Source organism: Actinomadura logoneensis (genome assembly GCF_003428695.1).
Taxonomy (GTDB): Bacteria; Actinomycetota; Actinomycetes; order Streptosporangiales; family Streptosporangiaceae; genus Spirillospora; species Spirillospora logoneensis.
Genome location: NZ_QURH01001011.1, coordinates 1 through 12,600 on the forward strand (window position 1 = coordinate 1; position 12,600 = coordinate 12,600).

Annotated in this window: 9 protein-coding genes; 8 read left to right on the forward strand and 1 reads right to left on the reverse strand. The window is 72.8% G+C overall.

The genetic code is table 11. The annotated features are described in order from the left end of the window. The 6 genes from DZF91_RS34845 to DZF91_RS34870 all read left to right on the forward strand — a co-directional run. On the forward strand, nt 1-712 hold a 712-nt coding region (locus DZF91_RS34845), incomplete at its 5' end, for a M48 family metalloprotease (protein ID WP_158588110.1). 157 nt (nt 713-869) lie between these two features. Beyond that, nucleotides 870-1,487 (forward strand): phosphatase PAP2 family protein, encoded by a 618-nt coding sequence (locus tag DZF91_RS34850; RefSeq protein WP_158588111.1) that lies wholly within the window; start codon nt 870-872, stop codon nt 1,485-1,487. 152 nt (nt 1,488-1,639) lie between these two features. Further along, nucleotides 1,640-2,842: a thiolase family protein gene (locus DZF91_RS34855; RefSeq protein ID WP_117361302.1), complete on the forward strand. Its 1,203-nt coding sequence runs from the start codon at nt 1,640-1,642 to the stop codon at nt 2,840-2,842. Continuing rightward, the gene (locus DZF91_RS34860) at nt 2,839-4,929 is read left to right on the forward strand and encodes a 3-hydroxyacyl-CoA dehydrogenase NAD-binding domain-containing protein (RefSeq protein WP_117361303.1); all 2,091 of its coding nucleotides are present in this window, start codon (nt 2,839-2,841) and stop codon (nt 4,927-4,929) included. Before DZF91_RS34855 ends, DZF91_RS34860 begins: the two co-directional genes overlap by 4 nt. A gap of 296 nt (nt 4,930-5,225) precedes the next feature. Then, complete coding sequence (locus DZF91_RS34865) at nt 5,226-6,704, forward strand: amino acid permease (RefSeq protein ID WP_117361304.1); 1,479 nt, start codon at nt 5,226-5,228, stop codon at nt 6,702-6,704. A gap of 48 nt (nt 6,705-6,752) precedes the next feature. Continuing rightward, nucleotides 6,753-8,105 carry an FAD-dependent oxidoreductase gene (locus DZF91_RS34870; protein ID WP_117361305.1) on the forward strand — a complete coding sequence of 451 codons (1,353 nt, stop codon included), beginning with the start codon at nt 6,753-6,755 and terminating at the stop codon, nt 8,103-8,105. A 263-nt stretch (nt 8,106-8,368) separates the two neighbouring features. On the opposite strand, the gene dxs is transcribed toward DZF91_RS34870, so the two are convergent. Then, nucleotides 8,369-10,306 carry a 1-deoxy-D-xylulose-5-phosphate synthase gene (dxs, locus tag DZF91_RS34875; protein WP_117361306.1) on the reverse strand — a complete coding sequence of 646 codons (1,938 nt, stop codon included), beginning with the start codon at nt 10,304-10,306 and terminating at the stop codon, nt 8,369-8,371. A 187-nt stretch (nt 10,307-10,493) separates the two neighbouring features. Here dxs and idi point away from each other — a divergent pair, with 187 nt between their 5' ends. Together idi and DZF91_RS34885 are read left to right on the forward strand one after the other, a co-directional pair. After that, nucleotides 10,494-11,075, forward strand: a complete 582-nt coding sequence (gene idi, locus DZF91_RS34880) for an isopentenyl-diphosphate Delta-isomerase (protein WP_117361307.1) — start codon at nt 10,494-10,496, stop codon at nt 11,073-11,075. A 137-nt stretch (nt 11,076-11,212) separates the two neighbouring features. Beyond that, nucleotides 11,213-12,541, forward strand: coding sequence for an ABC transporter substrate-binding protein (locus DZF91_RS34885; RefSeq protein WP_117361308.1), 1,329 nt, complete (start codon nt 11,213-11,215; stop codon nt 12,539-12,541). The last annotated feature ends 59 nt before the right edge of the window (nt 12,542-12,600 follow it).

Consider the following 12,600-nt stretch of genomic DNA (forward strand, 5'->3'; position numbering starts at 1 on the left):
CCTGACGGCCTGCCTGGCCGCGGCGGTGGGCGTGGCCGTCCGGCAGGGGCACCGGCTGGCGGCCTCGGCGCGGACGGCCCGGGACCTGCCCGGCGACGGCCTGGTCGCGGTCGTGGACGCCCCGCGGGCCGAGGCCTTCGCGCTCCCCGGACGGCCCGGACGCGTCCTGGTCACCACCGCCATGCTGGACGTCCTCTCCCCCGCCCAGCGGAGGGCGCTGATCGCGCACGAGCGGGCGCACCTGGCGGACCGGCACCACCTGTTCCGCGCCCTCGCCGCCATCGCCGTCGCGGCGAACCCGCTGCTCTGGCCGCTGCGCGGCGCGGTCGTCTTCGCGACCGAGCGCTGGGCGGACGAGCGGGCCGCCGCGCACATCCGCGACCGGGAGCAGACCGCCCAGGCCATCGGACGGGCCGCGCTCGCGCACAACCGCCGTCCCCGCCCGCTGCCCGCCGCCGCCCTGGGCATCGGCGCGCTCACCGGCCCGCTCACCGGCTCGCTCATCGGGGCCGTCCGCATGCGCGGGATGCGCCTCGTCCGGCGGCCCGGCCCGCTGCCGAGGCGGGTCGCGGCGCTGCTGGAGCCGCCGCCGGCGCGGCGTCCGCTGCTGATCGCGGCCGTGGTCGGGCTGGTGGTGCTCTCGCTGCTGGCCGCCCAGGACGCCGCGATCGACCTGCACGACCTGGTCGAACACGCCCAGGCCGCCACCTGACCGTCCGCCGCGCGCCGACCGCCCCACAGCGTCCCCGGCGCGCCGCCCGCCCTCCCCCTCGTCTTGGCCGCGTCGGCCGACGAGGACGTCTCCGTCCGGTAAATTTACATACTTGTAGATTCAAGGTGGGGACGAGTTCACGGGGAGCGGGGTCCGAGTGATCCACGGGACAGCGGCGGCGGTGCTCGCCGGGCACGACGCGTTCGACGCGGGGCTTTACCGGGCGGTGGTCGGGGTGTCCCGGCACACCGGCGAGCTGAACGGCCTGGTCGGCTGGTGGAGCGACTACGGGCTGGTCCTGTTCGTCGTCCTCGCCGCGCTCGCCTGGTGGCGGGCCCGGGACCGGGGCCTGCGGGCCGCCGCGTCCGCGCTGTGGGTGCCGGGCGCGATGGCCGCCGCGTACGTCCTGAACAGCGTGGTCAAGCTGATCGCCCAGGAGCAGCGGCCGTGCCGCGCGATGCCCGCCGTGCACATCGCGGTCGCCTGCCCGGGCGCGTCCGACTACTCGTTCCCGAGCAACCACGCCGTCCTGGCGGGGGCGGCGGCGGTGGCGGTCTGCCTGGCGGCCGGACGGCTCCTCGGGACGATCGCCGTCCTCGACGCGCTGGTCATCGCGGCCTCGCGGGTGTACATCGGCGTCCACTACCCGCACGACGTGGCCGTGGGCCTCCTGGTGGGCGCGCTGGTGGCGGCCGGAGGGGGCTTCGTGCTGACCAGGACGCTCGACCGGCTCGTCCCGGTCCGCCCGCTCCGAACGCCCTCGGAACAGCGCTGAGCGGAGCCGAACACCGCCGCCCTCCCCTGCCGAAACTGAGATTCCGGCCACGATTGCGATCACCACGCGGCGCGGATGACCCGGACGGGCATTACCGACGAGTAGGATGGCGAGTTACCAGTGAGTAACCACCTTCCGAGGGAGGGCGACCCGTGCCTCGTACCGCACGTGACGTCGTGTTCGTGGACGGCGTCCGGACGCCGTTCGGCAAGGCGGGCCCCAAGGGCCTGTACGCGGAGACCCGGGCCGACGACATGGTCGTCCGGGCGATCCGCGAGCTGATGCGCCGCAACCCGTCCCTGCCGCCGGAGCGGGTGGACGAGGTCGCCGTCGCCGCCACCACCCAGACCGGCGACCAGGGCCTGACCATCGGCCGCAGCGCCGCCGTGCTCGCGGGCCTGCCCAAGAGCGTCCCCGGCTACGCCATCGACCGCATGTGCGCGGGCGGGATGACCGCGGTCACCACGACCGCGGCCGGGATCTCCTTCGGCTCCTACGACGTCGCCCTCGCCGGCGGCGTCGAGCACATGGGCCGGCACCCGATGGGCGAGGGCGTCGACCCGAACCCGCGCTTCCTGGCCGACAAGCTCGTCGACCCGTCGGCGCTGGTCATGGGCACCACCGCGGAGAACCTGCACGACCGGTTCCCGCAGATCACCAAGGAGCGCGCGGACGCCTACGCCGTGCGCAGCCAGCAGAAGGTCGCCGCCGCCTACCAGGCCGGGAAGATCCAGCCCGACCTGGTGCCGACCGCGATCCGGTCCGCCGAGAAGGGCTGGGGCCTGGCCACCGAGGACGAGCCGCCGCGGCCCGGCACCACGATGGAGGACCTGGCCAGGCTCAAGACCCCGTTCCGGGTGCACGGCAACGTCACCGCCGGGAACGCGGCGGGCCTGAACGACGGCGCGACGGCCTGCCTGCTCGCCGCCGAGGACGTGGCCCGCGAGCTCGGCCTCACCCCGCGGATGCGGCTGGTCGACTTCGCCTTCGCGGGCGTCGAGCCCGAGGTCATGGGCGTCGGCCCGGTCCCGGCGACCGAGAAGCTGCTCGCCCGCAACTCGCTGACCATGGACGACATCGGCCTCATCGAGATCAACGAGGCGTTCGCCGTCCAGGTGCTGGCGTTCCTGGAGCACTTCAAGATCGCCGACGACGACCCGCGCGTGAACCCGTGGGGCGGCGCGATCGCCTTCGGCCACCCGCTGGCCTCGTCCGGCGTCCGGCTGATGACCCAGCTCTCGCGGCTGTTCGAGGAGCGGACCGACGTCCGCTACGGCCTGACCACGATGTGCGTCGGCATGGGCATGGGCGGAACCGTCCTCTGGGAGAACGTGAACTGGGAGGGCGCCAAGTGAGCGCTGACATCACCAAGATCTTCGAGGGCGAGGTCGTCACGCACGCCCGCGTCCGCGACGTCCAGCTCCCGTTCGGGGCGGGCACGCTCGCGCTGATCACCCTGGACAACGGCTTCGACCACACCAAGCCGAGCACGTTCGGGCCGGCCGGCCTCACCGAGCTGAACGCCGCGCTCGACGCGATCGCCGAGCGGGACGACATCGTCGCCGTCGGCGTCACCGGCAAGCCGTTCATCTTCGCCGTCGGCGCGGACCTCAAGGGCGTCCCGCTGGTCTCCCGGCGCGAGGACGCGCTGGCCATCGGCAAGCTCGGCCACGACGTGTTCCGCCGCCTCGGCGAGCTCAAGGTCCCGTCGTTCGCCTACTACAACGGCGCGGCGATGGGCGGCGGGGTCGAGATCGGCCTGCACTGCACCTACCGGACGGTCTCCCGCAACGTCCCGGCGATGAGCCTGCCCGAGGCGTTCCTCGGCCTGGTGCCGGGCTGGGGCGGCACGTACCTGCTGCCGAACCTGATCGGCGCCGAGAAGGCCCTCAAGGTCGTCATCGACAACCCGCTCGCCCAGAACAAGCAGCTCAAGGGCCAGCAGGCGTACGACCTCGGCATCGCCGACGCGATCTTCGACGCCGCCGACTTCCTGGAGGAGTCGCTCGCCTGGACCGCCCGCGTGCTCAAGGGCGAGATCGAGGTCAAGCGCCCCGAGGTCGACAAGGGCAAGGCGTGGGACGACGCGGTCAACATGGCCCGCTGGACGCTGGAGGGCAAGCTGCACGGCGCGGCCCCGTCCTACGTCCGCGCGCTGGACCTGGTCGCCGCCGCCAAGGACCGCAGCCGCGACGAGGGCTTCGCCGCCGAGGACGAGGCGCTCGCCGACCTCATCATGAGCGACGAGCTGCGCTCCGGCCTGTACGCGTTCGACCTGGTGCAGAAGCGCGCCAAGCGGCCCGCGGGCGCGCCCGACAAGGCCCTGGCCCGCAAGGTCACCAAGGTCGGCGTCGTCGGCGCGGGCCTGATGGCCTCGCAGCTCGCGCTGCTGTTCGCGCGCCGCCTGGAGGTCCCGGTCGTGCTGACCGACCTGGACCAGGAGCGCCTGGACAAGGGCGTCGGCTACGCCCACGGCGAGGTCGACAAGCTGCTCGGCAAGGGCCGGATCTCCGCCGACAAGGCCAACCGCCTCAAGGCGCTGATCACCGGCTCGCTGACCAAGGACGCCTTCGCCGACGCGGACTTCGTCATCGAGGCCGTGTTCGAGGAGATGTCGGTCAAGCAGAAGGTGTTCGCCGAGGTCGAGGAGTACGTCTCACCCGAGGCGATCCTCGCGACCAACACCTCGTCGCTGTCGGTGTCGGAGATGGCCTCGAAGCTGAAGCACCCCGAGCGGGTCGTCGGCTTCCACTTCTTCAACCCCGTCGCGGTGCTGCCGCTGCTGGAGATCGTCCGCGGCGAGCAGACCGACGACGCGGCGCTCGCCACCGCGTTCGCGGTCGGCAAGCAGCTGAAGAAGTCCTGCGTGCTGGTCAAGGACGCCCCGGCGTTCGTGGTCAACCGGATCCTGCTGCGCCTGATGGCCGAGATCATCCAGGCCGTGGACGAGGGCACGCCGATCGAGGTGGCCGAGCGCGCCGCCAACCCGCTGGGCCTGCCGATGCCGCCGTTCGTCCTGATGGGCCTGGTCGGCCCGGCGATCGCGCTGCACGTGAACGAGACGCTGCACGGCGCGTTCCCGGAGCGGTTCCCGCTGTCGGAGAAGTTCGGCAAGTTCGTCGCGGCCGGGAAGCGGGGCGTCTACCTGCCCGACTTCACCCTCGACCCGGAGGCCGTGGAGCTGTTCGCGGGCGGCGACCGGCCGTCCACGGAGGAGCAGGTCCTGGAGCGGGCGCTGAAGGCGCTCGCCGAGGAGATCCGGCTCATGCTGGACGAGGGCGTCGTGGCGGCCCCCGAGGACATCGACCTGTGCATGATCCTCGGCGCCGGCTGGCCGTTCCACCTGGGCGGGATCACCCCGTACCTGGACCGCAGCGGCATCGCCGAGCAGGTCACCGGCCGCCGGTTCCTGGAGCCGGGCGTCGCGTCCCTGCCCGCCTGACCCTCCGGCCGACCCGCTCGACCCGCTCGACCCCGTAGGCCGCCGGACCGCCCCTGGGAGGCCCGGCGGCCCGCGGAGGCGCCCGCGTGAACAGCGCGCCCGCCTCCGCGACCGTGCACCGACACGGGCGCGATGACGGAAATGCCGTCCTGGACCATCAGGGCGGCATTTTCGCGTTTTCATTGGGCATCCCGGTGAAGTCGTGGGTTTCGGCGGGCTGTGTCCCGTCCAGATCCTTTACAGGAGGTGACCCTCGGCGACGAGCAGCGCAGTCGAGTCGAGAGGACGTACGCGAGGTGGACCTGTTCCGCACGAAGACGGTCGAGCAATCGATCAGCGACACCGAGGTGAAGGAGCACCGGCTGCGCCGCGACCTGGGCGCGCTGGACCTGGTGGTCTTCGGGGTCGGCGTCATCATCGGAACAGGGATCTTCGTGCTCACCGGCCAGGTCGCCCGGGAGAAGGCCGGGCCCGCGGTCGCGATCTCGTTCGTGCTGGCCGCCGTCGTCTGCGGCCTCGCCGCGCTCTGCTACGCCGAGTTCTCCTCGACGGTCCCGGTGGCGGGCTCGGCCTACACCTTCTCCTACGCCACGCTCGGCGAGTTCCCGGCCTGGATCATCGGCTGGGACCTGATCCTGGAGCTGGCGCTCGGCGCGGCGGTGGTGGCGGTCGGCTGGTCCGGCTACCTGGACTCGCTGCTGGCCAGCGCCGGGATCCGCCTGCCCGACGAGCTGCTGAACCCGCCGGGGCAGAACGGCGGGGTGGTGAACGTCCCGGCGGTGCTGGTCGTCCTCGCGGTGACGGCGGTGCTGGTCGCGGGCGTCAAGATCTCCGCGCGGGTGAACACGGCGGTCGTGGCGATCAAGGTCGCGATCGTGCTGCTGGTGATCTTCGCGGGGCTGTTCTTCGTCAAGGGCGAGAACTACCGCCCGTTCATCCCGCCGCAGCAGCCCAACGAGTCGGTGAAGGGGGCGGCGGCGCCGCTGATCCAGGTGCTGTTCGGCATCCACCCGGTGTCCTTCGGCTGGCTCGGCATCTTCGCCGCTGTCTCAATTGTCTTTTTTGCGTACATCGGCTTCGACATCGTGGCCACCGCCGCCGAGGAGGCGCGCCGGCCGCAGCGGGACCTCCCGATCGGGCTGATCGGCTCGCTCATCGTCACCGCCGTCCTGTACGCGGCCGTGTCCCTGGTCGTCGTGGGCATGCAGCACTACACCGAGCTCAGCGTCGCCGCGCCGCTCGCGGACGCCTTCAAGGCCGTCGGCCACCCCGCGTTCGCCACGGTCATCAGCATCGGCGCCGTCGCGGGCCTCACCACGGTGGTGCTGATCCTGCTGCTCGGGCAGAGCCGGGTGTTCTTCGCCATGAGCCGGGACGGGCTGCTGCCCGGCTGGCTGTCGGTCGTCCACCCGCGGTTCGGCACGCCCTACCGCTCGACGATCATCCTGGGCAGCGTCGTCGCCGTCCTCGCCGGGCTCATCCCGCTGGCCAAGCTCGCCGAGCTGGTGAACATCGGCACGCTGTTCGCGTTCCTGGTCGTGGCGATCGGCGTGATGGTGCTGCGCCGCACCCGGCCGGACCTGCCGCGCGCGTTCAGGACGCCGCTGGTCCCGCTCGTCCCGGTCCTGGCGGTGCTGGCCTGCCTGTTCGTCATGCTGAACCTGCCGGTCGAGACCTGGTACCGGTTCCTCGCCTGGATGGTCGTCGGCGCGGTCGTCTACTTCGTCTACGGCCGGTCCCACTCGCGGGTCGGGCGGAGCCGGAACCGGGTGTGACGGCGCTCACGCTGTCGTTTCCGGCGGCCGCGTGGGCACAATGCCCCCATGACGGGAACCCTGCGCGTCGCGGTCGTCGGATCCGGTCCGGCGGGGCTGTACACGGTCGAGGCGCTGCGGCGGCAGGCCGGTGAGGGGACGCGGGTCGACGTGTTCGACCGGCTCCCGTCGCCGTACGGGCTGGTGCGGTACGGGGTCGCGCCCGACCACCCGTCCATCAAGTCGATCGCCCGGTACCTGCAGGGCGTCCTGGAGGGGCCCGGCGTCCGGTTCTTCGGCTGCGTCGAGCTCGGGCGCGACGTCTCCCGCGCCGACCTGCTCGAACGCTACGACGCGGTCGTCTACGCCACCGGCGCGATGGTGGACCGGCGGCTCGGCGTCCCCGGCGAGGACCTGCCCGGCAGCTTCGCCGCGACCGACTTCGTGAACTGGTACTGCGGCCACCCCGACGCCGCCGACCACTCCTTCGCCCTGGACGCCGAGGAGGTCGCGGTCATCGGCGTCGGGAACGTCGCGGTGGACGTCGTCCGCATCCTCGCCCGCACGGTGGACGAGCTGCGCGCGACCGACGTCCCCGAGCAGGTCCTGGACGCGCTGGCGCGCAGCCGGGTGCGGCGCGTCCACATGATCGGGCGGCGCGGCCCGGCGCACGCCAAGTTCACCACCAAGGAGCTGCGCGAGCTCGGCACCCTGGCCGAGGCGTCGGTGCACGTCCCGGCCGCGGACATGGCCCTGGACGAGGCCGCCGCCGCGCTCGCCGAGGCCGACCGGCACGTGCGCGGGAACATCAAGGTCCTCACCGGCTGGACGGACGCGCCGGGCGGCCGTCCCCGCCGCATCGACGTGCGGTTCTGGCGCGCGCCCGCCGAGATCCTCGGATCCGGCCGGGTCGAGGGGCTGCGGCTGGAGCGCACCCGCCTGGACGGCTCCGGGCGCGTCACCGGCACCGGCGAGTTCGAGGACCTGCCCGTCGGGATGGTGCTGCGCTCGGTCGGCTACCAGAGCGTCCCGCTGGCCGGGCTGCCGTTCGACGAGCGGAGCAAGGTGGTGCCGAACGACGGCGGGCGCGTCCTCGGCCCGGACGGGGCGCCGCTCCCCCGCGAGTACGTGGCGGGGTGGGTCAAGCGCGGCCCCACCGGCGTCGTCGGGACGAACAAGTCCGACGCGGCCGAGACCGTCCGGAACCTGCTCGCCGACCTCGGCGACGCCCGCATCGAGCCCACCGGCACCATCGAGGACCTGCTGGACCACCGGGACCCGCCCGCCGTCCGCTACGAGGACTGGCTCAGGCTGGACGCCGCCGAGGCCGCCCTCGCCCGGTCCCTGGGCCGCGGCGAGCGGGTGAAGCTCGCCCGCTGGGAGGCCATGCGCGCCGCCTGCCGCACCCCTGACCAGGGCTGACCGGCCCCCTGCCCGGGCGCAGACCGGCCCCCTGGCCGCACTCGTCGGTCGACGCCGCCCGCCGCCCGTGTCCGCGCGGGTCGCGGGGCGGTGAATTTTCGGGCGTCGGTCGGCAAACCGCCCGGGCCCGCCGGACGGTCGGCGGGGAATCCATGACGAGCGCGTGACCGAAGGGCTACCGTGCGTGTGTGTGCGGTGCTCCTGAGCGGGCTCCGGCCGGCCGAGGGCGTGCGAACGCCCCCGGTCGGCCGGTGTCCGGGCCGTCAGTCGGTGGCGGCCTCGGCGTGGTGCTCGGCGGCGGACGCGTTGCCGTAGCCGGCGACGCGCGCGGTCGCGGCGGTGATCTCGCGGGCCAGGTCCTGCGGGGTGAGGCCGAGGTCGGCGAGGATCTGCGCGCGCGAGGCGTGGTCGAGGAACTCCTGCGCGATGCCGTAGGTGCGCACCGGCACGTCCACCGCGTTGTCGCGCAGCTCGCGGGCGACCGCGTCGCCGACGGCGCCGGTGCGGCCGTTGTCCTCCACCACGGCGACCAGCGTGTGGTCGGCGGCGAGGCCCACGAGCTCGGGGTCGAGCGGCTTGACCCAGCGCGGGTCGACGACGGTGACGCCGATGCCCTGGGCCGCGACCAGCTCGGCGGCCTCCAGCGCGGTGGCGGCCAGCGAGCCCGCGACCACGAGCAGCACCCGGGTGCCGTTCGCGCCCGCGTGCCGGGCCAGCACGTCCATGCCGCCGACCCGGTCCACGGCCGGGACGTCGGCGGAGACCGCGCCCTTGGGGTACCGGATCGCGGACGGGCCGTCCTCGATCGCGACGCACTCGCGCAGCAGCTCGCGCAGCCGCGTGCCGTCGCGCGGGACGGCGACGCGCATGCCCGGCACCAGCGACAGCAGGGACAGGTCCCACATGCCGTTGTGGGACGCGCCGTCGTCGCCGGTCACGCCGGAGCGGTCGAGCGCGAACGTCACGGGCAGCCGGTGCAGCGCCACGTCCATCAGGACCTGGTCGAACGCCCGGTTCAGGAACGTGGCGTAGACGGCGAACACCGGGTGCATGCCGCCGAACGCCAGGCCCGCGGCCGAGGTCGCGGCGTGCTGCTCGGCGATGCCGACGTCGTAGATGCGGTCCGGGTAGGCGGCGGCGAACGGCGCCAGGCCGGTCGGGTGCAGCATCGCGGCGGTGATGGCGACCACGTCGGGCCGCTCGGCGCCGATCGCGACCATCTCCTCGCCGAAGACCTTCGTCCAGCCGGGGGCCGCGCCGGGCTTGGCGGGCGCCTTGCCGGTGGCGGGGTCGAACGCCCCGGCGCCGTGCATGTGGTCCTCGTCGTTGGCGAGGGCGGGCTCGTAGCCCTGGCCCTTGCGGGTGATCGCATGCACGATCACCGGGCGGCCGAACGAGCGGGCGCGGCGCAGCGCGTGCTCCATGGCCTCGGTGTCGTGGCCGTCGATCGGGCCGACGTACTTCATGCCGAGGTCCTCGAACATGGCCTGCGGCTGGAGGACGTCCTTGAGGCCCTTCTTCACGCCGTGCAGCGCCTCGTAGGCGACCGGCCCGACCACGGGGGCCTTCGGCACCGTCCGCTTGATCAGGTCGAGGGCGCGCTCGTAGCCCTGGGTGACGCGCAGGTCGGCCAGGTGGCTGGCGAGGCCGCCGATCGTCGGCGAGTAGGAGCGGCCGTTGTCGTTGACGACGATGATGACCGGGCGGTCCTTGGCGCCGGCGATGTTGTTCAGGGCCTCCCAGCACATGCCGCCGGTGAGCGCGCCGTCGCCCACCACCGCGACCACGGCCCGCTCGGACTCGCCGCGCAGCTGGAACGCCTTGGCGATGCCGTCGGCGTAGGAGAGCGCGGTCGAGGCGTGCGAGTTCTCGATCACGTCGTGCTCGGACTCGGCCTGGCTGGGGTAGCCGGACAGGCCGCCGCGCCGCCGCAGGTCGGAGAAGTCGTGCCGTCCGGTCAGCAGCTTGTGGACGTACGCCTGGTGGCCGGTGTCGAACAGGATCCGGTCGCGGGGCGAGTCGAAGACGCGGTGCAGGGCGATGGTGAGCTCGACCGCGCCCAGGTTCGGCCCGAGGTGCCCGCCGGTCTTGGAGACCGCGTCCACCAGGAACTCGCGGATCTCCCCCGCCAGGCGGGGCAGCAGCGTGGCGTCCAGTCGCTTGAGATCCTCAGGACCCGTGATCGACTCCAGCAGGGTCACGCTCGTCAACTCCTCCATCAGGGGCTCTCGGAGGCCCCCGGTCGTCGGGCCGTTCTGAGTTTAGTCCGGCTTGACCGACCCGGTGCCCCACCCCACAGCCTGGGACGATTTCCGCACCGAATCGCCACAATCACCTACCGCGACCACACGCCCGGCCGGGCTCACCACCCTCAACGAAAGGAAGCGCGTGTCCGTTCACTCTGAGGAGATCGTCCTGCTGAACACGGCCGACGAGGCCGTCGGGACGGCGCCGAAGCTGGCCAGCCACCATCGCGACACCCCCTACCACCTGGCGTTCTCCTGCTACGTGGTCGATCCGGACGGCCGGGTGCTGATCACCCGGCGGGCGCTGGGCAAGAAGACCTTCCCGGGCGTCTGGACGGGCAGCTGCTGCGGCCACCCGGCGCCCCGCGAAGGCCTCCGGGACGCGGTGCGGCGGCGGCTCGCCACCGAGCTGGGCCTGGTCCCCGACACGATCACGTCCATCCTGCCGGGGTTCCGGTACCGGGCCGCCGCGGCGGACGGGACGCTGGAGCACGAGCGGTGCCCGGTCGTCCGCGCGACCGTGACCGACACCACGACGGTCCCGGCCCCCGACGAGGTCGAGGAGGCCCGCTGGTGGACGTGGCCGGAGTGCCTCAAGCTCGCCGAGCGGCCCGAGGCGTCCCCCTGGTACCGGCTCCAGCTCGCCGAGCTGGAGCCGCTCGGCGCGCCGCTGGAGTGGCCCGACGCGGGCATCGAGGGCCTTCCCCCGGCCCTGCCGTGGTGACCGGGCGGCGACCGAACGGTGGCCGATGGGCGGCCGGGGTGACCGAGATCACCGGAAGATCACTATTCGCGATGGAGTGTTGACCTGATCATCGCTTGAACGGACGCTTGTTTCTCGGGTAACCGAAGGGACGAGCGATGCTGGGATCAAGGGTGCGCACGCACCGGGTTCGCGGGCGCGGCGGTCTCACCGCGATGACGGCGGTCGCGCTCGGCGGGGCCCTGGTCCTCGCCGGCTGCGGCGGCGGGGGCGGGGACAAGAAGTCGTCCGACAAGTCCAAGGTCGAGGTCTTCTCCTGGTGGACCGGTCCCGGCGAGGCCGACGGCCTGGCCGCGATGAAGGCCGACTTCGAGAAGAACAACCCCGGCACGACGTTCGAGAACGCGGCCATCGCGGGCGGCTCGGGCACCCAGGCCAAGGCTGTGCTCGCCAGCCGCCTCCAGAACCGCAAGCCGCCGGACTCCTTCCAGGGGCACGCGGGCGCGGAGCTGCTGGACTACATCAAGGCCGGGCAGATCGAGCCGCTGAACTCGTTCTACGACGACAACGGGATGACGAAGGTCTACCCCAAGCAGCTCCTCGACCAGATCAGCTACCAGGGCAAGATCTACTCGGTGCCGGTGAACATCCACCGGTCGAACATGCTCTGGTACAGCCCGGCCGTGCTGAAGGCCGCCGGGATCGCCGGGCCGCCGAAGACGGTCGCGGAGTTCGTCGCCGACCTCAAGCAGGTGCAGGCCAAGACCAAGAAGGTGCCGCTGTCGCTCGGCGCGCAGTGGACGGCCGACCACCTGCTGGAGAGCGTCCTGCTGGGCGACCTCGGCGCCGACGGCTACAACGCGCTGTGGAAGCCCGGCGCGGACTGGTCCGGCCCGCAGGTCACCAAGGCGCTGGGCGACTTCGCCGAGATCATGAAGTACACCTCCGTGGAGGCCGCCTCGACCGACTGGCAGGGCGCGTCCAAGGCCGTGGTGGACGGCAAGGCCGCGTTCAACATCATGGGCGACTGGGCGTACGGCTACTTCATCGGCAGCGCCCCGAACGGCCTCGGCAAGAAGCTCGGCACGGACTTCAACTACGCGGCCTCCCCCGGCACGGACGGCACGTACCTGTGGCTGTCGGACAGCTTCACCCTGCCCAAGGGCGCCCCGCACCGCGCGGGCGCGCTGGCGTGGCTGAAGGAGGCCGGCAGCAAGCAGGGCCAGGACCTGTTCAACCCGAAGAAGGGCTCGATCCCGGCCCGCACGGACGCCGACAAGAGCCTCTACACCGGGTACCTCTCCTACGCCCTCCAGCAGTGGACCAACCCCTCGACCAAGCTGGCCGGGTCGATGTGGCACGGCGTGGTGGCCAACAACAAGTGGCACACCGACATCGACACCGCCGTCGGCCTGTTCCTGCAGAGCAAGGACGCCGCGAAACTCCAGAAGGCGCTGGCGGACGCGGCCAAGAACGACGCGCAGTGACCCGAGTCGCGACGTCGCGCGGCACGGCCGGGCGGGCGGGGCCGGCGACCGCCCGGCCC